General features: G+C 68.7%; 18 protein-coding genes. 14 read left to right on the top strand and 4 right to left on the bottom strand.

The window, feature by feature from the left end; translation table 11 throughout:
* Positions 1 to 107: 107 nt before the first annotated feature.
* From AC1DG4_RS01480 to AC1DG4_RS01495, 4 genes are all read left to right on the top strand, one after another.
* Positions 108 to 1,073 (top strand): DMT family transporter, encoded by a 966-nt coding sequence (locus tag AC1DG4_RS01480; protein WP_477377572.1) that lies wholly within the window; start codon positions 108 to 110, stop codon positions 1,071 to 1,073.
* A gap of 130 nt (positions 1,074 to 1,203) precedes the next feature.
* Entirely contained in the window at positions 1,204 to 1,872 is a 669-nt protein-coding gene (locus AC1DG4_RS01485; protein WP_477377570.1) for an acyl-CoA synthetase, read from the top strand.
* The gene (locus tag AC1DG4_RS01490) at positions 1,869 to 2,324 is read left to right on the top strand and encodes an amino acid transporter (RefSeq protein ID WP_477377568.1); all 456 of its coding nucleotides are present in this window, start codon (positions 1,869 to 1,871) and stop codon (positions 2,322 to 2,324) included. The genes AC1DG4_RS01485 and AC1DG4_RS01490 overlap by 4 nt, the downstream gene beginning before the upstream one ends.
* Before the next feature lie 84 nt (positions 2,325 to 2,408).
* The gene (locus AC1DG4_RS01495) at positions 2,409 to 3,851 is read left to right on the top strand and encodes an MFS transporter (protein ID WP_477377566.1); all 1,443 of its coding nucleotides are present in this window, start codon (positions 2,409 to 2,411) and stop codon (positions 3,849 to 3,851) included.
* A gap of 234 nt (positions 3,852 to 4,085) precedes the next feature.
* Here the strand turns inward: AC1DG4_RS01495 and purB are convergent, their stop codons facing one another.
* Both purB and AC1DG4_RS01505 read right to left on the bottom strand, forming a co-directional pair.
* Positions 4,086 to 5,462, bottom strand: a complete 1,377-nt coding sequence (gene purB, locus AC1DG4_RS01500; RefSeq protein ID WP_477377564.1) for an adenylosuccinate lyase — start codon at positions 5,460 to 5,462, stop codon at positions 4,086 to 4,088.
* Positions 5,463 to 5,503: 41 nt separating this feature from the next.
* Positions 5,504 to 6,007: a low molecular weight protein-tyrosine-phosphatase gene (locus tag AC1DG4_RS01505; protein WP_477377562.1), complete on the bottom strand. Its 504-nt coding sequence runs from the start codon at positions 6,005 to 6,007 to the stop codon at positions 5,504 to 5,506.
* A 173-nt stretch (positions 6,008 to 6,180) separates the two neighbouring features.
* Here AC1DG4_RS01505 and AC1DG4_RS01510 point away from each other — a divergent pair, with 173 nt between their 5' ends.
* Positions 6,181 to 6,444 (top strand): hypothetical protein, encoded by a 264-nt coding sequence (locus AC1DG4_RS01510; protein WP_477377560.1) that lies wholly within the window; start codon positions 6,181 to 6,183, stop codon positions 6,442 to 6,444.
* Positions 6,434 to 7,834, top strand: coding sequence for a lipase family protein (locus tag AC1DG4_RS01515; protein WP_477377558.1), 1,401 nt, complete (start codon positions 6,434 to 6,436; stop codon positions 7,832 to 7,834). Before AC1DG4_RS01510 ends, AC1DG4_RS01515 begins: the two co-directional genes overlap by 11 nt.
* Positions 7,835 to 7,857: 23 nt before the next feature.
* On the opposite strand, the gene AC1DG4_RS01520 is transcribed toward AC1DG4_RS01515, so the two are convergent.
* Positions 7,858 to 8,262: a phage holin family protein gene (locus AC1DG4_RS01520; RefSeq protein WP_477377556.1), complete on the bottom strand. Its 405-nt coding sequence runs from the start codon at positions 8,260 to 8,262 to the stop codon at positions 7,858 to 7,860.
* A 125-nt stretch (positions 8,263 to 8,387) separates the two neighbouring features.
* On the opposite strand from AC1DG4_RS01520, the gene AC1DG4_RS01525 reads away from it, so the two are divergent.
* The 5 genes from AC1DG4_RS01525 (at position 8,388) to AC1DG4_RS01545 (ending at position 15,276) form a co-directional block, all read left to right on the top strand.
* Positions 8,388 to 9,455 carry a histidinol-phosphate transaminase gene (locus AC1DG4_RS01525; RefSeq protein WP_477377554.1) on the top strand — a complete coding sequence of 356 codons (1,068 nt, stop codon included), beginning with the start codon at positions 8,388 to 8,390 and terminating at the stop codon, positions 9,453 to 9,455.
* 335 nt (positions 9,456 to 9,790) lie between these two features.
* Positions 9,791 to 10,915 carry a thiamine pyrophosphate-dependent enzyme gene (locus AC1DG4_RS01530; protein WP_477377552.1) on the top strand — a complete coding sequence of 375 codons (1,125 nt, stop codon included), beginning with the start codon at positions 9,791 to 9,793 and terminating at the stop codon, positions 10,913 to 10,915.
* Between the two features lie 124 nt (positions 10,916 to 11,039).
* Entirely contained in the window at positions 11,040 to 12,062 is a 1,023-nt protein-coding gene (locus AC1DG4_RS01535) for an alpha-ketoacid dehydrogenase subunit beta (protein ID WP_477377550.1), read from the top strand.
* A gap of 88 nt (positions 12,063 to 12,150) precedes the next feature.
* Entirely contained in the window at positions 12,151 to 13,533 is a 1,383-nt protein-coding gene (locus AC1DG4_RS01540; RefSeq protein WP_477377548.1) for a dihydrolipoamide acetyltransferase family protein, read from the top strand.
* A 267-nt stretch (positions 13,534 to 13,800) separates the two neighbouring features.
* Positions 13,801 to 15,276, top strand: a complete 1,476-nt coding sequence (locus tag AC1DG4_RS01545) for an ATP-binding protein (protein ID WP_477377546.1) — start codon at positions 13,801 to 13,803, stop codon at positions 15,274 to 15,276.
* 322 nt (positions 15,277 to 15,598) lie between these two features.
* Here the strand turns inward: AC1DG4_RS01545 and AC1DG4_RS01550 are convergent, their stop codons facing one another.
* A complete protein-coding gene (locus AC1DG4_RS01550) occupies positions 15,599 to 16,882 on the bottom strand; it encodes an ROK family protein (protein WP_477377544.1) in 1,284 nt (427 codons plus the stop codon).
* A gap of 151 nt (positions 16,883 to 17,033) precedes the next feature.
* On the opposite strand from AC1DG4_RS01550, the gene AC1DG4_RS01555 reads away from it, so the two are divergent.
* Genes AC1DG4_RS01555 through AC1DG4_RS01565 form a run of 3 tightly spaced genes read left to right on the top strand, consistent with a single transcriptional unit; the run spans position 17,034 to position 20,136 of the window.
* Positions 17,034 to 18,341, top strand: a complete 1,308-nt coding sequence (locus tag AC1DG4_RS01555; RefSeq protein WP_477377542.1) for an ABC transporter substrate-binding protein — start codon at positions 17,034 to 17,036, stop codon at positions 18,339 to 18,341.
* Positions 18,338 to 19,249 carry a carbohydrate ABC transporter permease gene (locus AC1DG4_RS01560; RefSeq protein ID WP_477377540.1) on the top strand — a complete coding sequence of 304 codons (912 nt, stop codon included), beginning with the start codon at positions 18,338 to 18,340 and terminating at the stop codon, positions 19,247 to 19,249. The genes AC1DG4_RS01555 and AC1DG4_RS01560 overlap by 4 nt, the downstream gene beginning before the upstream one ends.
* On the top strand, positions 19,249 to 20,136 hold the full coding sequence (locus tag AC1DG4_RS01565; RefSeq protein ID WP_477377538.1) for a carbohydrate ABC transporter permease: 888 nt from the start codon (positions 19,249 to 19,251) through the stop codon (positions 20,134 to 20,136). Before AC1DG4_RS01560 ends, AC1DG4_RS01565 begins: the two co-directional genes overlap by 1 nt.
* The last annotated feature ends 127 nt before the right edge of the window (positions 20,137 to 20,263 follow it).

Genomic DNA, 20,263 nt, shown 5'->3' on the forward strand with positions numbered 1-20,263 from the left:
CTCGGGACGCTGGTTCGGTCTCGCGGTCACGGAGGCGCGGAACCACGGAGGCGCGGAACCACGGAGGCGCGGAACCACGGAGGCGCGGAACCGCGTAGCGTATCAACGTGAACCAGCCCGCCTCCCGCCGCGTCTTGGGGCTGTCCGTTCAGGAGTGGGCCCTTGTCGGGATCACCGTCATCTGGGGCGGCACGTTCCTCGTCGTGCACACCGCGATGCAACACTCCGGGCCGTGGTTCTTCGTCGGATTCCGGTTCCTCGCAGCGGGGCTGTTCGCCGTCGCGGTCTTCTGGCGCTCGCTGCGCGGCATGACGTGGCGCGAGCTCGGCGCCGGCGCGGCCATCGGCGCCGCGATCTACGGCGGCTACGGTCTGCAGACCGCGGGCCTGCAGACGATCGACTCCAGCACCAGCGCGTTCATGACCGCGTTCTACGTGCCGCTCGTGCCGCTGCTGCAGTGGCTCGTGCTGCGCAAGCCGCCGCGCGCGCTGACCCTCGCCGGTGCGGGCCTCGCGTTCGTCGGCCTGCTGCTGGTCGCCGGCATCGGATCCCGCGGGATCCGGCTCGGCGAAGGCGAGATCCTCACGCTCATCAGCACTCTGCCGATCGCGGGCGAGATCATCCTGATCAGCCTCTTCGGCAGGCGATTCGACGTGGGCCGGCTGACCGTCGTGCAGCTGCTCACCGCGGCGCTCCTCGGCTTCGCGACGATGCCCGCCGTCGGCGAGAGCATCCCCGCCTTCGACCCGGTCTGGCTGATCGCGGGTCTCGGTATGGGCCTGGCGAGCGGCCTGATCCAGCTCACCATGAACTGGGCGCAGCGCTCGGTCTCCGCGACCCGCGCCACCATCATCTACACCGGCGAACCCGTGTGGGCGGGCGTGGTCGGGCGCATCGCGGGGGAGCGGATCCCTCCGCTCGCCATCCTCGGAGCGGCCCTCATCATCGCGGGCACCCTGCTCAGCGAACTGCAGCCGCGGCGAAAGGACGGCCGCACCGTCGAAGATCCGGATCCGGGAGTCGAAGATCCGGATCCGGACGCCTCGGAGCTCGGTTCCCGAGCAGGCGCCTAGGATCCCGCGCGTAGACTGGCAGGGTCCGCCCATCCATCAGGGCGGCCGTAGAACCCGTCGAAGCGGTTGCTGAGGCTTGGTCCCTGAGGCCGCTCGAAGGGCTCGAAGCACAGGGACCCGAGGATCCGTCATGCCCGCCACCCGCACGTTCCAGCTGCGCCATGTGCAGCTCGCGCGCGCCGCCTTCGCCGCGGTCGCGGCGCTCATGATCACCTTCTCGGCGAACCACTCCGCGATCGTGGGGCTCGCGGTGTTCAGCGGATTCGCCCTGGTCACCGCGGTGATCCAGGTGCTCGCCGCCTGGCTCGTCGCGCCTGCCGGATGGCGCTGGCCGCACGTGCTGCTCGGCGCGATCGCGATCCTCACCGGCATGGCCAGCAGCATCCCCGCCTGGCGCACCACGCCGCTGTTCTTCGTCGTCGTGATCGCATGGGGCGCGCTCGGAGGGCTCGTCGAGCTCCTCGCCGGGATCCGCGCCCGTCGCCAGGCCCGCGCCGGGACAGCGCCGGCCGTCGTCGCCGACGGCGCCCGTGATGCGATCCTGATCGGATCCCTGGGCCTGGCCCTCGCCGTCGGCCTGCTGTGCGTGCCGACGACCTACGCGCTCAACTACTCCATCGCCGAGGCCGGCTCGTTCACGCTGACCGGGATCACCCTGGCCGTCGGGATCTTCGGCGCGTACGCCGCCATCGTCGCGGTCTTCCTCGGCATCGCCGGGCTCAGCCCTCGCGCCCGCACCACTGGTGCCGGCATCGACACCGCCGGCACGGCGCCGGCCGAGAACGAAGGATCCGCATGACCGAGAAGACCAGGCGCAGGGATCTGCTCCGACCGTTGCAGCTGGTCGGACTGTCGCTGCTGTGCGGCCTCTTCGCCGGTGTCGTGACGCTGATCGCCACGGGCGCGTTCACCGACAAGGTGATGCGCATGGTCGACAAGGGCACCTACGCGGCCATCCCGCCGTGGAATCTCGCGTTCATCGTGACGGGCGGGATCTTCATCGCCGCCCTGCTGATCCTGTCGATCCTGATCCTCGCCGTCGACCCCGCGGACTTCACGAAGACGCACGACCGCCCTGTGCTGTACGACGACGTCGACGAGTCCGTGGAAGCCGCGGCTGCCGGAGCGGCCGGAGCGGCCGGAGCCACCGACGCCGCGGACGCCGGAACGACCGGAACTGCCGAGTCCGCCGCCCCGTCGGGCGCCGCTGACGACGACGCACCCGGATCCGGGACGCCCTCCGCATCCTGACGCGCCCCGAACCGGCGGATCACGCCCCGATCCGGGCTCGGCGGGAATAGCCCGCACTCCGCACGGCTTGTCACGAGGGTGAGCATGACGATCGACCGCGCCACGGTGGGCTTCCGTTCCGAGCGCGGACCGGTGCTGCTCTCGCTCATGCTCGCGATGGGCCTCATCGCGATGGACGCCACGATCCTCGCCACCGCCGTGCCGAGCGTGGTGCGAGACCTCGGCAGTTACCAGCAGTTCCCCTGGCTGTTCTCGATCTACCTGCTCGCGCAGGCCGTGAGCGTGCCGATCTACTCCAAGCTCGCGGACACGGTCGGACGCAAGCCGATCGTCCTGATCGGAATCGCGCTGTTCCTCCTCGGATCCATCCTGTGCGGACTCGCGTGGAGCATGCCGTCGCTCATCCTCTTCCGACTCCTGCAAGGCCTGGGTGCCGGCGCCGTGGGCCCGATGGTGGCGACCATCGTCGGTGACATCTACACCCTGTCCGAGCGGGCGGTCGTGCAGGGATACATCGCGAGCGTCTGGGCGCTGTCTTCGGTGGTCGGCCCCGCACTGGGCGGAGTGTTCGCCCAATTCGACGCGTGGCGGCTGATCTTCTTCATCAACATCCCGCTGTGCCTGATCGCGGCATGGATGCTGCTGCGGCACTTCCACGAGCAGATAGAGAAGCGCCGGCATCGGATCGACTACGCAGGCGCCGTACTGCTGACGATCGGTCTCACCGCGATCATCGTCGGCGTGCTCGAGGGCGGGAACGCCTGGGCCTGGCAGTCGGTGCCGAGTCTGGCCTGCTTCGTCGGCGGGGTCATCGCCCTCGTCGCGTTCGCGCTCGTGGAGCGAAGAGCCGCCGAGCCGATCATCGACCTGCGGCTGATCTCGCGACGCCTCATCCTCACCACGACGCTCGCGTCGCTCGCGATCGGCGCACTGCTGACGGGCATCACGAGCTTCGCGCCCGCCTACCTGCAGGGCGCGATCGCCGTGCCGCCGCTGCTGGCGGGGCTCGCCGTGGCAGCCCTCACCCTGGGCTGGCCGCTCTCCGCCGCCAACGCGGGACGGGTGTACCTACGGCACGGATTCCGCTTCACCGCACTGATCGGAGCGTCGATCGCGACGCTCGGTGCGATCGCGCTGGCGCTTGTCGGGCCGTATCCGAACGCGTACACGCTCGCGGCGGTCGCCTTCGTGATCGGCTTCGGTCTGGGCTGGACGGCGGCGCCCACCCTCATCGTCGCGCAGGCCTCCGTCGGCTGGGGCGAGCGCGGCGCGGTGACCGGAATGAACACGTTCGCCCGCTCGGCGGGCAGCGCCGTGGGCGTTGCCGTGTTCGGAGCGATCTCGAACGCCGTCATCGCCTCCGGCGGCGGATCCGGGGATCCGGCCACGGTCGTGCGCGCCTCGACGTGGGTGTTCATCGCCGCGGCGGTGACCGCCGCACTCGTGCTGGTCGCCGTCTTCGCGATGCCGAAGGACCGCGCGGGCGACCACGCGGACGCCCCCGCTGCGGTGCCGCCCGACGCCTGAGCCCGGTTCAGAAGGCCTGCACGAGGCCGATTCGGTGTCCGTTGACACCCCGGAGCGGTCGATGCGGGCCTCGTTTGCAGCCGATGAACGGCACCGGTCGTACCGTTCTCAGGATGAAATCACCGGAAACGCTCGGATCGGCCGTGAAGAGGCGGCATCTGCACAATCCATCCTGAGAACGGTACGCGTCGTGCCGAAGAACAGCGCGCGCGGGACGCCGTGCCGGCCGAAGACCTACTTCGCGAGCGTCTCCGCAAGCCCCACGTAGGTGGCCGGGGTCAGGGCCAGCAGACGCTGCTTCGCGGCGTCGCCGATCTCCAGGCCCTGCACGAACTCGGCGAGCTCGGCAGCGCCCACGCGGTGACCGCGAGTGAGTTCCTTCAGCAGGGCGTACGGGTCCTGGATCGTGGAGCGCCCCGCGACGACCTCGGCGCGGATCGCGGTCTGGATCGCCTCGCCGAGCACCTCCCAGTTCGTGTCGAGGTCGGCGAGCAGCACGTCGCGCGAGAGCGAGATCTCGTTGAGGCCGCGGCGCAGGTTGTCCAGGGCGAGCAGGGAGTGCCCGAAGGCGACGCCGATGTTGCGCTGCGTGGTCGAGTCGGTGAGGTCTCGCTGCAGGCGGCTCGTGACGAGCGTCTGCGACAGGGACCCGAGCAGGGCTCCTGCGAGCTCGAGGTTCGCCTCGGCGTTCTCGAAGCGGATCGGGTTGATCTTGTGCGGCATGGTCGAGGATCCGGTCGCGCCCTCGACGGGGATCTGGGCGAAGTAGCCGAGCGAGATGTAGGTCCAGATGTCGGTCGCGAGGTTGTGCAGGATCCCGCCCGCGTGACGCACGTGGTCGTACAGCTCGACCTGCCAGTCGTGAGACTCGATCTGGGTCGTGAGGATGTTGAAGTCGATCCCGAGACCTTCGATGTACTCACGGGCGATGCGGGGCCAGTCCGCGTCGGGTTCTGCGGCGAGGTGCGCCGACCAGGTGCCGGTCGCGCCGGAGAACTTCGCGAGGTACTCGGATCCCTCGATCCGCGTGACCACGCGCTCCAGACGCCAGGCGAACACGGCGAGCTCCTTGCCCATGGTCGAGGGCGTCGCGGGCTGGCCGTGCGTGCGCGACAGCATCGCGGCGTCGGCGTGCTCGAGCGCGAGTTCGCGGAGCTTGGCGATCACGTCCTTCAGGGCGGGCAGCCACACCCGCTCGACCGCGCGCTTGACGGTGAGGGCGTAGGAGGCGGAGTTGATGTCCTCGCTCGTGCAGGCGAAGTGCGTGAGCTCGGCGATCGCGTCCAGGCCCAGGGCCGACAGGCGGTCGCGGACGAGGTACTCCACGGCCTTCACGTCGTGGCGGGTCACCGCTTCCTTCTCGGCGAGCCAGTCGATCTCGGCCTGGCCGAAGTCGCGATAGAGGCCCCGCAGGCGCTCCTTGTCAGCCTCGGTGAGGGGAGCGGTGCCGAACAGAGAGCGATCGGTGAGCGCGATCAGCCACTCCACCTCGACCTCGACGCGTGCGCGGTTGAGTCCGGCTTCGGAGAGGTAGTCGGCGAGCGGAGAGACCGTGGAGCGGTAGCGCCCGTCAAGAGGGCTGAGGGGCTGCACAGGAAGCGAGGCGGTCACGGGAGTCCTCCGGGAAGAGTCGTGGATCCGGACCGCCGGTGTCACGGACGTGACGGTCGGATGGCGGGTTCGAGCTGACGGAAGAGGCCGTGGCTCGCGCTCTCGATCATACCGAGCACCTCATCGAACACCCGGGCGTCGGCGTAGTAGGGGTCCGGCACGTCCAGCACGGAAGGGTTGTGCTCGAACGAGAGCAGCAGGGTCACCTTGCCTTCCTCCGACTCGTCGCGCGCCCATTGCTTCAGGATCCGCTCATGCGTGCGGTCCAGGGCCACGACGAGGTCGTTCCCGGTGAAGGACTCGTAGGTGAACTGGCGGGCGCGGTGCTTGGTCCCGTCGTAGCCGCGGCGGGCGAGGGCATCGATCGTGCGGCTGTCGGCCTGCTCGCCCACGTGCCAGTCGCCCGTGCCGGCGCTCGTGGAGACGATCCGGTCGCCGAGTCCCTGCTTCGCCGCGATGTCGCGGAAGACCACCTCCGCCATCGGGGACCGGCAGATGTTCCCCGTGCATACGAAGATGACGCGGAACGGATCCGACTCGGTCATCCCTCCATTGTGCCGCACCGGATCCGCCGCACCGTGCGCGGATTCCCGCCGTGGTGCCGGATCTCGCGATGCGCGGTGCGGTTCGTCCTCCACAAACCGGGGCGTGTCCCTGGTCCGCACGGGTTGCGCGATGCGGCCTCCGCGGCGTTGCGGCGGCAGGCAGGCTGGCGGACATGATCACCATCGCACCGGCCGCCGCACCGGGATCCTGGCGGCTCGCCGAGGCTCTGCTCCGCTGCGAGAGCGCCCGCGAGCGCATCGAGGCGACCGTCGTCGCGCTGCGGGCGATCGAGGCGGACTCCGGATGGAGCTCGAGGAGTGTCGAGTTCCTGCAGCGGGAGCTGGAGGCCCAGCGCCGGGCGCTCGCCGCGGCACGGGAGTCGCTGCCGTCGATCGACGCGGCGCTGCGGGTGGGGGTGAGCGCGGATGGCCGATGAGATCGAGATCACGCACGGCGGGGTGATCGCGGTCGATCCGGATCGGCTGCGGACGACGGCGGGCCGGGTGCGCGCCGAGGCGTGGGAGGTCGCGTGCGCGAGGCAGGATCTGCTCGAGATCCCCGGTCTCGTCGACGAAATCCCCCTCGCCGGGGGGATCCCTGCGCTGTGGTCGGCCGCGGTGCAGCTCCAGAACGTCGAGGACGCGCTGGAGCGGCTCGCCGGCGGGGTCGGCACGATGGCCGACGTGTACGAGCTGGCCGATCTGCGCGCTCGGCAGGCCATGCTCGGCGCGGGCGATGTCGCGGCCGCCCGAGATCTCCGCCGCCGCGAGGAGCGGCTTCTGGCCGGCGACGCGAGGGTGTCCGCGATCCTCGAGCGACTGCAGCAGAGCTGGCGACGGGACGTCACCGAGGGCTTCGTGCCGGAGGGCGAGCCCGGGCCGCTGCGCGGGGCGGGGGATGCGCTGCTGCTCGGGCTCAGTCCGGCACTGTTCCTGCTCCAGAGCCTGCGCGGGTGGAACGCGCGGGTGTGGGCCGAAGGCGCGCAGCGCCTCATGACCTCCGTCGCGGCCGAGAACGGCGTGGTGCGTCCGACGCCGCTCGCGCCGACGCCCGGTCTCGCGCTGATGGCGGACGGACGAAGCCCGGCGGGCGTCCGACCCCGACCGGGCGACGTGGTGATCGCTCGCGCCCCCGCCGCCACGATCTCGGCCGGTCCCTCGACGCTCGCAGGCGCGGTGTCACGCATCCCGTACGCGCGATCGTCGCAGGTGCGCGTCGAGACCTATCGGATGGAGGACGGCACGCAGCGCTTCGTGGCCTACATCGACGGCACTCGCGGCGGATCGGCCGAGGAGCCGTGGTCGTACGCCTCGAATCTGCGGATGTACTCCGATCACGCGCAGGCCGACTCCTACAAGGCTGTCGCCGAGGCGCTGCGCGATGCGGGCGCCGGTGCGGAGACCCCGGTGGACCTGGTGGGGTACTCGCAGGGCGGGATGATCGCGGGTCTGGTCGCGCAGTCCGGCGAGTTCGACGTTCGGGGTGTCGTCACGGTGGGATCCCCGTTCGAACCCGTGCTGCCGGACGACGTGCTGAGCGTCGCGATTCGTCATACCGACGATCCCGTCGCCGGCCTCGCGGGCGGCGGCAGTCCGAACGGCACGGGCTCGTCCGACAGTCTCGTCATCCGCCGCACGGTCGCTCCCGGTCACGGGGCGGACCCTCAGTTCCCGGCGCACCTGCTCGACGGCTACCTGGAGACCGTGCGCGGTGCCGAGGCTTCGGGGGATGTGCGGATGGCGAAGATCACCGAGCACTTCGCGGTGCTCGACACGGCGACGTCGATGACCTCGACCGACTACACCGCCCGACGGGTCACGGGATGAGGAAGGACTCTCGCAGGGCGGCTTCAGCGATCGCGGTCGCGCTGTCGCTGCGGACGCAGGATCGCGTTGAAGACCGCGTTGATGATGGCGATGAGGAGAGCTGCGACGATCGTCCAGCCGAAGCCGCCGAGCGCCAGGCCCCAGCCCCAGAAGCCCGTGATCCAGGCGGTGAGCCAGAGCAGGAAGCCGTTGATCACGAGCGAGATCAGTCCGAGCGTGAGGATGTACAGCGGGATCGCCACGATCTTCACCACGGTGCCGACGATCGTGTTCACGATCGCGAAGACGGCGCCGATCGCGAGCAGCGTGACGAGCAGCGGGACCATGCCGCCGGGCGGATAGGGGGTGACCGTGACTTCCAGGAGGGTGATCAGGCTCACGACCCAGATGGCGAAGGCGTTCACGATGACGCGAATGAGGAACCTCATGGTGCCGATTGTCGCATCCGCACCCGGGATCCACCCAGGAATCCGCCGGGGCGTTCCGCGAGGCGGATCCGATGTCGGAACCGCAGGGCCGGAACAGCGCGGGGCGCCGGATCTAGACTCGACGCGTGAGCGAAGAGATCCTGCCCCGCATCCGTGAAGAGATCGCGGCCCTTCCGCCGTACCGCCAGGGCAAGCAGGCAGGTGCCGACGCGTTCAAGCTGTCCAGCAACGAGAACCCGTTCGAGCCGCTGCCCTCGGTCCTCGCCGCGCTCGCCGACGCGACGCCGATGAACCGTTATCCGGATGCGACCGCGGGTGCGCTGCGCGCGCGCCTCGGCGAGCGGTACGGCGTCGCGCCCGATGCGGTGCACGTCGCGTCCGGCAGCGTCGCGATCCTGTACCAGCTCGTGCTGGCCGCGGCGACCGTCGGCGACGAGGTCGTCTACGCGTGGCGCTCCTTCGAGGCCTACCCCGGGCTGCCGCTCGTGGCCGGCGCGACCGGGGTGCAGGTGCCCCTCACCGCCGACGCCCGCCACGACCTCGATGCCATGGCGGCCGCGATCACCGAGCGCACCCGCGTGGTGATCGTGTGCACGCCCAACAATCCGACGGGCCCGATCGTCACGAGCGCCGAGTTCGCGGCGTTCGTCGAGAAGGTGCCGCAGGACGTGCTGATCGTGCTCGACGAGGCCTACGCCGAGTTCGTCACCGCGCCCGATGCCGTCGACGGCCTGGCCGAGCGGATCTTCGAGGCGCACCCCAACGTCGTCGTGCTGCGCACGTTCTCCAAGGCCTACGGGCTCGCGGGTCTGCGAGTCGGCTACGCGATCGGGCACCCGCGCGTGCTGGATGCGGCCCGCACGACCGCGATCCCGCTGTCGGTCACCGCCGCCGCCGAGCGAGCCGCGATCGCCAGCCTCGACGCCGAGGACGAGCTGCGCGCCCGCGTCGCGGTGATCGTCGAGCGTCGCACGGAACTGGTCGACGGCCTGCGCGCACAGGGCTGGGATGTCCCGGACGCCCAGGGCAACTTCGTCTGGCTCCCCACCGGCGAGGCGACCGTGGATGTCGCCGCCGCGTTCGAGGAGGCCGGCCTGATCGTGCGCGCGTTCGCCGGCGACGGGATCCGCATCTCGGTCGGCGAGGCGGAGTCGCAGCCGCGCGTGCTCGCCGTCGCCGCACACCGGGCCTGACGGACTCGCACCGCCCCTCGGGCGCGTGCGCGTGGTCGTGGCGCGTGGTCGTGGTCGCGCGACGGACGCACGACCCGGCGACGGATGCACGACCGAAGCGGCGGATCCGTCGTGCATCCGTGTCGAGATCCTGCATCCGTCGCACGGCTCGCCATCGAAGGCCGTGCGGATGCAAGGCGTCCCATGTAAAAAGCTAGGGGGACCTGGCATTAATGCATGGGACACCTGCATATCCGCGTGCCCGCATGCATCCGTGGGGATCGTCACAGCGCCCCGGTGATCGTTTGTGCGCACCCTCCACTGCAAAGGCGGAAAGCTCGGTTAGCGTAGACAAGGTGACCGACGCCGATATCCCCACCGTCCGCGTCCTCGATGCCGACGGCCGCTTCGCACCGAACCCCGCCGCGGAGGAGTACCTGCCCCTCATCGAGGCTCTGCCCGACGGCGACCTCGAGCAGTTCTACCGGGACATGGTCGTGATCCGCGCGATCGACACCCAGGCCACGAACCTGCAGCGCCAGGGCCAACTCGCGCTGTGGCCGCCGAGCCGCGGGCAGGAGGCCGCCCAGGTCGGATCCGCCCGCGCCGCCCGCCCGCAGGACACCCTCTTCCCCTCCTACCGCGAGCACGCCGTCACCCGCATCCGCGGAGTGGATCCGGTCGACATCATCAAGCTCATGCGCGGCACGTCGAACAGCGGCTGGGATCCGACGGATCCCCGCAACGGCAACACCCGCATCTACACGCTGGTGCTGGGTTCGCAGACCCTGCACGCGACGGGCCTCGCGATGGGGCTCGTCTTCGACGGCAAGTGCGGATCCGGCGACGTCGATCGCGATCAGGCCGTGATGGTCTACTACGGCGACGGAGCCTCCAGCCAGGGCGACGTGCACGAGGCGATGGTGTTCGCCGCGAGCTACCAGACGCCCGAAGTGTTCTTCCTGCAGAACAACCACTGGGCGATCTCGGTGCCGGTGAAGACCCAGTCCCGGGTTCCGCTCGTCCAGCGCGGCACCGGCTACGGGATCGAGTCGATCCGCGTCGACGGCAACGACGTGCTCGCGAGCTGGGCCGTGACCCGACGCGCGCTCGACGAGGCGCGCACCGGCGACGGTCCGCGCGCGATCGAGGCCGTCACGTACCGGATGGGCGCGCACACCACGAGCGACGACCCCACGAAGTACCGGGGCAGCGACGAGGAGCACGAGTGGTCCCTGCGGGATCCGATCGCCCGAATGCGCGCATTCCTGGAGAACCGGGGAGCCGCCGGATCCGTCTTCGCGGACGTCGAGGCCGAGGCCGCGGACGCCGCCGAGGATCTGCGTGTGCGTACGCTCCAGCTGGTCTCGCCGACCGCCGAGGCGATCTTCGACAACGTGTACAGCGACCCGCACCCGCTCATGGCGGAGCAGAAGGCCTGGCAGGCGCAGTACGAGGCTTCGTTCGGGGCTGAGTCGTGAGTGCGCGGTTCGTGTCCGTGTCGCCGCGACCCGTTCTCAGGACGGATTCCGAATTCTCGGCGGTAACGACGCGAAAGACGGTCTTTTTCAGAATCCATCCTGAGAACGGGAACGGGGAGCGCGCATGACCATCACCACGACCGGCGCGGAGGCGGACGCCGCCGAAGCCCGCATCGAGACGATGCCCTTCAGCAAGGCGCTGAACGCCGGCCTGCGCAAGGCGTTGGAGGATGACCCGCGCGTGCTCCTCATGGGCGAGGACATCGGCAGTCTCGGCGGGGTGTTCCGCGTCACCGAGCACCTGCAGCGCGACTTCGGCCCGCAGCGCGTGCTCGACACCCCGCTCGCCGAGTCGGGCATCGTCGGAACGGCGATCGGCCTCGCGATGAGCGGATTCCGTCCGGTCATCGAGATCCAGTTCGACGGCTTCGTCTTCCCCGCCTTCGATCAGATCACCACGCAGCTCGCGAAGATGACGGCCCGTCACGAGGGTCGGATCTCGATGCCGATCGTCATCCGGATCCCCTACGGCGGCCACATCGGTGCGGTCGAGCATCACCAGGAGAGCCCGGAGACGTACTTCGCGCACACTCCTGGCCTGCGCGTGGTCTCGCCGTCCACCCCGAACGACGCGTACTGGATGATCCAGGAGGCGATCGCCTCGAACGACCCCGTGATCTTCCTCGAGCCGAAGAGCCGGTACTGGCCCAAGGGCGAGGTCGACCTGTCCGCCCCTGCGCTGCCGTTGCACGCCTCGCGGGTCGTCCGCCGCGGATCCGACGTCACCCTCGTCGGACACGGTGCGATGGTCTCGACGCTGCTGCAGGCCGCCGCGCTCGCCGAGGCGGAGGGCACGAGCTGCGAGGTCGTCGACCTGCGTTCGCTGTCGCCGGTCGACTACGGACCGCTCCTCGACTCGGTGCGCTCGACGGGCCGCATGGTCTACGCGCAGGAGGCGCCGGGGTTCGTGAGCCTGGGCAGCGAGATCGCCGCGACCGTCATGGAGCGCGCGTTCTACGCGCTCGAAGCGCCCGTGCTGCGCGTCTCGGGCTACGACACCCCGTTCCCGCCCGCAAAGCTTGAGAGCACCTACCTGCCGGATCCGGACAGGATCCTCGAGGCCGTCGACCGCTCGCTGGCGTACTGATGTCGATGACCGGAGCCGTTCCGGTTCCTGGGCGAGGAGCGCAGCGACGAGACGAAGGACGCCGCCGTCGTGTGAAAGGATCCCGACCATGAGCACCCAGACCTTCACCCTCCCGGACGTCGGCGAGGGACTGACCGAGGCCGAGATCGTCACGTGGCGGGTCGCCCCGGGCGACGCCGTCGCGGTCGACGACGTGATCTGCGAGATCGAGACCGCCAAGTCGCTCGTCGAGCTGCCCTCGCCGCACGCCGGCACGGTCGGCGAGCTGCTCGTGCCGGAGGGGAAGATCATCGATGTCGGCACCCCGATCATCACGTTCGTGACGGAGGGCGCCACCCCCGCCGCGACCGCCGCCCCCGAGGCACCGGCCGCGGAGGAGGGATCCGGATCCGTCCTCGTCGGCTACGGCTCCGGTGCGGAGGCCACGTCGCGCCGCCGCCGCCCCGCCGAGCGCCCGGTGCGCTCCACGGCCGGCGTGATCGCGAAGCCGCCGATCCGCAAGCTCGCGCGCGACCTCGGCGTCGACCTCACCCAGGTCGCCCCGACCGGTGCGGACGGCGAGGTCACCCGTGACGACGTGATGCGTCACGCCGAGCAGGCGAGCGTGTTCCGCAACATCCAGACCCCGGAGTGGGGCGACGTGCGCGAGGAGAAGCTCCCCGTCCCTGAGCGAGCGTCCTTCGTCTCGCCTTCGGCTCGCTCGGCAGCCGACGAAAGGCCCGTCGGCCCCGCCCGCGGGCTCTCGCCCGCCCCGGTCGGCGCGGATGAGAGCCGCACCGAGTCCATCCCGGTCAAGGGCGTCCGCAAGGCGACCTCCTCGGCGATGGTGCAGAGCGCCTACTCCGCGCCGCACGTGACCGTGTGGAAGGAGGTCGACGCCTCGCGCACGATGGAGCTCGTCAAGCGCCTCAAGGCCTCGCCCGACTTCGCCGACGTCAAGGTCTCCCCGCTGCTGATCATGGCCCGCGCCGTGATCTGGGCTGTGCGCCGCACCCCGATGGTCAACGCCGCCTGGATCGACACCGCCGACGGCGCCGAGATCGCGGTGCGCCACTACGTGAACCTCGGCATCGCCGCCGCCACACCGCGCGGCCTGCTCGTGCCGAACATCAAGGATGCGCAGGATCTCGGCATGCGCGACCTCGCCCGTGCGCTTAACCGGCTCACCGCGACCGCGCGCGAGGGCAAGACCACGCCCGCCGACCAGCAGGGCGGCACCATCACGATCACCAACATCGGCGTGTTCGGCATGGATGCGGGCACCCCGATCATCAACCCCGGCGAGGCCGGCATCGTCGCCATGGGCACGATCAGTCAGAAGCCGTGGGTCGTCGACGGCGAGGTGCGCCCGCGCTGGGTGACGACCGTGGCCGGATCCTTCGACCACCGCGTCGTGGACGGCGACGGCATGAGCCGCTTCATCGCCGACGTCGCCGCCGTGCTCGAGGAGCCAGCGCTGCTGGTGGACTGAGACCGGGGATCCCGGCCTCACAGCCGGTCCCCGACCCCGCGTCGGTCGCTGAGCCTGCCGCGGTTCGTGAGTTTTATCGAAGGACCCAACCCACAGGGAGCTGGGGTGCTTTGCGCGTCAGCATTAGCGAGCTCTTCGAGGAGCACTCAAAGGCAGTTCTGCGCGCTGATCTCAGCCTCGGAGCTGGCCATGACATGCAGTCCTCCCGTTGGCCGCGACACGGCGGAGTCGCCCAGTCGAATGGAGTCGGCCACGTAGCCTTGGAGAGTGTCTCCGCTCAACCACGATCAGCAGCTCCTCGCGCGCCTGTGTGCCGAACGGCAGGAGCTGGGCTGGTTGGAGTTCAAGGAGAACCTTGCCGATCCTGGGCAGATCGGGGAGTACATCAGTGCGCTCGCGAATTCTGCCGTCCTGAGCGGCACTACCCATGGCTATCTGGTGTGGGGTGTGCGAGACAGCGATCATGTGGTCGTCGGGACTGACTTCGATCCTCATTCGGCGAAGGCCTCTGGTAACGAGGACTTGATTCCGTGGCTGACGCGGATGCTCAACCCGCAGGTCTACTTCGAGTTCCGTGTGATTGCAACAGGCGTTGGAGTGAACGCAGTCATTGTGGAAGTCGACGCCGCACGATCGACGCCGGTCGCGTTCAAGTCAGTTAGATACTTGCGGGTCGGTAGCTACAAGAAGCGGCTGACGGAGTATCCGGAGCACGAGAGCCGACTGTGGGACCTGCTGCGCGGCGGCAGCTTTGAGACCGGTATCGCGGCGAGCAATCTGACCGAAGGCCGCGCGCTGGACCTGATCGATATTCACTCGTATTATCAGCTTCTCCATGCGGATCTCCCCGAAACCAGACAAGGCATCGTCAACCAGATGGTGCGCGAAGGACTGCTCGGACGAACAATCTCGGGCGACTTGTTCATCACGAATCTTGGGGCGGTGCTGTTTGCGCGAGACTTGAGCTCGTTCGCTTCTGTGTCGCGGAAGGCCGTTCGCGTTGTGCGTTATGAGGATGCTTCTCGTGCGGGCGGCGTCGAGCAGCAGGTCGGCGCCCGCGGCTACGGTAGCGGATTCAGCGGTCTGTTGGACTATGTCCAGGCGCGCGTGCCGGGCATTGAGACGGTCGAGCGAGGGATCCGTAGCAACCGACAGCTCTATCCCGAACGCGCGGTGCGAGAGCTTGTCGCGAACATGCTCATACACCAGGACCTATCGATCGCCGGCAGTGGTCCGATCATAGAGATCTTCTCCAATCGGATCGAGTTCACCAATCCTGGAGTGCCCCTCATTGACGTCCGGCGGTTCATCGGACAACGCCCTCCCTCGCGCAACGAAGCTCTGGCATCCTTTATGACACGTGTCGGCATCTCCGAGGAACGTGGCTCTGGATGGGAGAAGATCGCGGTCGAGGTTGAGATGAACCAGCTCCCGGCGCCCAAGATCTCGGCCGATTCCCATCACACGAAGGTCACCCTGTACGCACCACGTCCGTTCGCAGAGATGTCGCGAAGCGAGCGCATCGACGCGGTCTATCTTCACACCGCTTTGCGATACGTCTCGGGCGAGCCCACCACGAATGCGTCGATCCGTACCAGGTTCGGAATCGCCGAACAGAATAGCTCCCAGGCGTCGCGTCTGCTCGCCGATGCGCTGGATGCTGGTCTCATCCTGATCGAGGATCCGGGGGCGGGGCCGCGCTCACGTCGGTACGTCCCGTTCTGGGTGTCTGACGTTTCTTGATGGTCGTTTGATCGAGCGCTGACGGCACACCGCCTTGCAGATTGGATGTTGGTTGAAAAGCCTGTCTGACCAGGAGATCAAGCGGACGCGCGCGTTCGTTGCTTTCTTGATCGTCGTTTGACTGGGTGGTGCCCGTGGCCGAGCAGTGATGCTTCGGGGATCTCCAGGCCCGCGCAGGATTTCAATCCCGCGTTCAACAACCGCGGCAAGCAGCAGCAAAACGGCGTATCTGCTCCTCGGACGGCACCATTCGGATATTCGTGTCCGGACGAAGGGTCCGTCCGCGGCGTCCTCGCTCAACGACCCCGGGATGGGCCTCGCCTCAGCCGTGCAGCCGCTGCGCCACGAGCCGCGGCAGCCCCACGGTCCTGGCTGAGGCCAGGGCCGTGGAGACCGCGCCGGCGAGCACGATATCGGCGCCGAGGTGCGAGCGCAGGATCGTCGGCGCCGGCAGGTCGAGCAGCGGGCGCAGCACGTCGCGCGCCGCGTCGAGCACAGGCTCGATGTCCTCGGCGATCGCGCCGCAGACGATCACGCGCTCCGGATCGTACGTGCTGCCGAGCACCGCCACGACGCGGGCGAGGTACTCGCCCGCCCCGCGCACGACCTGCGCCGCGTAGGGATCTCCTGCGGCGGCGAGGGCGAGGATCCGCTCCGGGTGCAGGCCGTTCGAGGCGAGATCGGCCAAGGCTCCACCGGCCGCGACCTCCCCTGAGGCCAGCAGCTCCCGGGCGATCCGCGTGATCGCGGGCCCGAGCCCCTCGGCGGAGCCCACGCCGCGCACGTGGTCCAGCAGCACCATCTCGCCCACGCCGCCGTGCGCGCCGTGCAGGATGTGACCGTCCACGACCGCGCCGGCGCCGAACCGCTCACCCGCGATCAGCGCGATGTAGTCGCGGCAGTCCGCGGCCTGACCGAGGTCGCCCTCGGCAGCGGCGGCGAGCACGGCGTCGTTCTTGATCTCGACGACGGGCGCCCACCCGGCCAGCAGCTCGGCGAGGCCGGGGTTGGTGCGCTCCCAGAAGCCGTCGGGGTGCGGCGGTGAAGAACCGTTCCGCGCCACCGGGGCGGCGACTCCCGCGCACAGCGCGAGAACGCGGTCGCGGGGCACGCCGCTCGAAGCGAGCGCCGCGTCGAGGTGGCGCAGGATCGCCGTGCGGCGCTGCCCCACGGTGTGCTGCGGATCCAGGTCGGCGCGCACGTGTGCGAGCGGGGTGCGCGCAAGGTCCGTCACGGTCACGCCGAGGTGCGTGTCGCCCGCGTCCAGGGCGATCACGGCGCCGAGGTCGGCGGGCAGCTCGAACCGGCGGGCAGGGCGCCCGCCTGAATACTCGCCGGCGTCGCGGGCGTTCGCGAGTTCGCGCACCACGTCCGCCCCGACGAGGGTGTCGATCGCGTCGATCGTGGTCGAACGGGTGAGCGAAGCACCGGCCATCGCCTCCGTGGCGGTGAACGGTCCGCGGCCCCACGCGAAATCGAGCACCTGGCCGAGGCTCGGTCGGCTGACGGGGGACACGGCGGAACCCACGACGGTGGAACCCACGACGGCGGCGCCTGCGTCGGCGGTGACGTCGGGTGCCGTGTCGGGCGCGGCGGCTCTCGGCATTCGTGCTTGACCTCTCGGGTGGACCTCTGTCAGAGTATCCCTTGTCCGAGTTAATTCGGGAACAAAATCTAATTTCCGGAACAAGGGTCCGCATCGCCACCTGCCTCAGGTCGCGGGAGCAGCGGATCCGCCGGAAGGGACGAGGACGATGGTGTCTGGGAAGAGAACGCGGACGGCGAGAGTGCTCGCCGTCATCACGGCATTGACCATCGCGGGAACCGCCCTTGCAGGCTGCGCGCCTGCAGACGGTCGCGAGACGGTCCGCTTCACCTTCAGCAAGCGCGAGGCGATCGACTTCATGACCAAGGTCGTGAACGACTACAACGCCTCGCAGAACAAGGTGCGGGTCGAGATCGACACGTCGGGCGTGGACGTGGTCTCGGCCAGCTTCGTGCGCGGCAACCCGCCAGACCTGATGCTGGCGAACTACAACTTCGAGGTCGCCCGATTCGTGCAGCGTTGCGCGCTGACCGACCTGTCGGACACGGAGGAGGCAGGACGCATCCGCAAGGATCTGCAGCCGCTGTTGGACCAGTACGGCGTCTGCCCCGGCAAGACGACGGTGCTGCCGTACTCGGTGATGGCCGCCTCGGTGATCTACAACAAAGAGATCTTCGCGAAGTACAGCATCCAGGTGCCGAAGACCTGGGACGAGCTGATCGCCGCGAGCGACACCCTGAAGGCGGCTGGGGTCACCCCGTTCTACGGCACGTTCAAGGACAACTGGACGATCGGTCAGGGCTGGTACGACTACGCCGTCGGCGGCGAGGTGCCGGTCGTGGACTTCTTCACCAAGATGAACGAGGAGGGCACGAACGTCGGCCCGAACTCGCAGACATCCTTCTCCAAGGACTTCGCGAAGCCGGTCGACCAGATGACGCAGCTCATCAAGAACTACACCCAGCCCAACGCCGGGAGCCAGGCCTACGTGGACGGCAACCTCGCGTTCGCGAAGGGGCAGGGCGCCATGTACCTGCAGGGGCCGTGGGCGTTCGGCGAGATCGCCAAGACGTCCCCAGACCTGCAGCTGGGCACCTTCCCGCTGCCGATGACGAACGATCCAAAGGATCTGAAGGTCCGCGTGAACATGGACCTCGCCGCGATGATCCCCACGGGATCGAAGCACCAGAATGCCGCACGCGACTTCCTCGCCTACCTCTACCAGCCGTCCGTGATCGACGCGTACAACGCCGCGCAGCTCGGCTTCGCACCGACCACCGACGCCACCATGCCGGACGATCCGCGGATCGCCGGGATGATCCCGTACTACGACGAAGGCGCGGTCTATCAGGGGGCTTCGGTGCTGGTGCCGAAGACGATCCCGGTCTTCAACTACGTCCAGGCGATCGCCCTCGGGGGCAACGTCAAGGACACCCTGAGCACGATGGACACGGACTGGGCGCGCGCTGCCTTCCTCGCCCCGAAGCTTCCGAGCGACACGAAGGGCACCGCGAAATGAGCACGACAACAACCATCGTGACGGGCGGTGACCGGAAGATCCGGCGCAGCAGCCGCCGGATCGAGCCGATCTACTATCTGTTCCTGCTGCCAACGCTGGTGCTGTTCACGCTGGCGATCACCGTGCCGGCGGTCATGGGCATCTTCTTCAGCTTCACCGACTCGATCGGAATCGGCACCTGGAGCTTCAACGGGTTCACCAACTACATAGCCGCGTTCAGCGATCCGGCCATTCTGCAGAGCTACCTGTTCACGTTCGGGTTCTCGATCGCGACCGTGATCGTGGTGAACGTGCTGGCCTTCCTGCTGGCCGTCGGGCTCGTCTCGAGGATCCGTTTCAAGACCGGCCTGCGGGCGATCTTCGTGATCCCGATGGTGATCTCAGGCATCATCATCGCGTACGTGTTCAACTTCTTGTTCTCCAACTCGATCCCGGCTCTCGGGACCGCGACGGGCATCCCCTGGCTGTCGACGAGCATCCTGGCGAATCCGGATCTGGCCTGGGTCGGCATCGTGATCGTGACCGCCTGGCAGGCGATCCCGGGCACGCTGCTGATCTACATCGCCGGCCTGCTCTCGATCCCGGGAGACGTGTACGAGGCGGCCAGCATCGACGGGGCGGGGAAGTTCCAGCAGCTCACCCGGATCACGGTTCCGCTCGTGGCCGGGTACTTCGTCATCAACATCGTGCTCGGGTTCAAGGGCTTCCTGAACGCGTACGACATCATCAAGGGCCTCACCGACGGCGGCCCCGGCACCTCGACCCGCAGCGTGGCGATGACGATCATCGCCGGCTTCAACGGCGGCGACTACGCCTACCAGATGGCCAACGCGACGATCTTCTTCATCGTCGCGATCCTGATCTCCCTGCTGCAGCTGTCCGTGACCCGCGGAAGGAACGCACTCTGATGTCCACGCAGACCGTCCTCACCACCGAGGCCATCACCACGTCGGGACGCAGGCCCCGGGTCCGTATGGAGCGCGTGAACTGGTCGGGCACGATCATCCTGATCCTGTGCACGGTCACGGTGCTGATCCCGCTGTACGTCACGATCTCGATGGCGTTCAAGACGTCGAAGCAGGCGGTCGACGGCAACGCGTTCTCGCTCCCGACCCCGTTCAGCTTCGACGGGTTTGCCCAGGCCTGGGACCTCACCAAGTTCCCGGTCGGCGCCGGGGTCTCGCTGCTCGTCACCGCGGGCACCGTGTTCCTGACCGTGCTGCTGGCCGCGTTCGCGTCGTACGCGATCGTGCGCAACTGGGACCACCGGCTGTTCCGGTACTCCTTCTTCTACCTGCTGGCGGCGATGTTCATCCCGTTCCCGGTGGTGGCGCTGCCGCAGATCCAGCTCACCGGGCTCACCCACCTGGACAATCCGTTCGGTGTGATCCTGCTCGCCACGATGTTCCAGCTCAGCTTCAGCGTGCTGCTGTTCACTGCGTTCCTGCGGTCGATCCCGCTTGAGCTCGAGGAGAGCGCCCGGATCGACGGTGCGAGCACCTGGCAGACGTTCTGGCGGATCATCTTCCCGCTGCTCGGCCCGATGAGCGCCACGGTCGGCATCTTCGCCTTCCTGTACGCCTGGAACGACTTCATGATGCCGTCGCTGATTATCTCGGATCCGGCCCTGCAGACCCTCCCGGTGCGGCAGAACCTGTTCCAGAATCAGTTCAGCAGCAACTACAACGTCGCCTTCGCCTCGTACTTGATGGCCATGGCTCCCGCGATCGTCGCCTACCTGTTCACGCAGCGCTGGGTGATGGAGGGCGTGACCCAGGGCGCCGTCAAGGGCTGACCCCGTGCGGTCCCGTGCTTCGGCAGGCTCAGCAACCGGCACCGCCCCGCGGGGCTTGCCCGGTCCCTGAGCTCGTCGAAGGCCTCGGCACCCGAACCGACCGAACCCCGAACCCCAGAAGGGAACC

Source organism: Microbacterium sp. 05N427 (assembly GCF_056397105.1).

Coding starts and splice junctions, on each gene's coding strand:
- AC1DG4_RS01485 (WP_477377570.1), top strand. CDS start 1,204: ATGCCCGCCACCCGCACGTTCCAGCTGCGCCATGTGCAGCTCGCGCGC.
- AC1DG4_RS01535 (WP_477377550.1), top strand. CDS start 11,040: ATGACCATCACCACGACCGGCGCGGAGGCGGACGCCGCCGAAGCCCGC.
- AC1DG4_RS01515 (WP_477377558.1), top strand. CDS start 6,434: ATGGCCGATGAGATCGAGATCACGCACGGCGGGGTGATCGCGGTCGAT.
- AC1DG4_RS01540 (WP_477377548.1), top strand. CDS start 12,151: ATGAGCACCCAGACCTTCACCCTCCCGGACGTCGGCGAGGGACTGACC.
- AC1DG4_RS01495 (WP_477377566.1), top strand. CDS start 2,409: ATGACGATCGACCGCGCCACGGTGGGCTTCCGTTCCGAGCGCGGACCG.
- AC1DG4_RS01560 (WP_477377540.1), top strand. CDS start 18,338: ATGAGCACGACAACAACCATCGTGACGGGCGGTGACCGGAAGATCCGG.
- AC1DG4_RS01490 (WP_477377568.1), top strand. CDS start 1,869: ATGACCGAGAAGACCAGGCGCAGGGATCTGCTCCGACCGTTGCAGCTG.
- AC1DG4_RS01550 (WP_477377544.1), bottom strand. CDS start 16,882: ATGCCGAGAGCCGCCGCGCCCGACACGGCACCCGACGTCACCGCCGAC.
- AC1DG4_RS01510 (WP_477377560.1), top strand. CDS start 6,181: ATGATCACCATCGCACCGGCCGCCGCACCGGGATCCTGGCGGCTCGCC.
- AC1DG4_RS01505 (WP_477377562.1), bottom strand. CDS start 6,007: ATGACCGAGTCGGATCCGTTCCGCGTCATCTTCGTATGCACGGGGAAC.
- AC1DG4_RS01520 (WP_477377556.1), bottom strand. CDS start 8,262: ATGAGGTTCCTCATTCGCGTCATCGTGAACGCCTTCGCCATCTGGGTC.
- AC1DG4_RS01565 (WP_477377538.1), top strand. CDS start 19,249: ATGTCCACGCAGACCGTCCTCACCACCGAGGCCATCACCACGTCGGGA.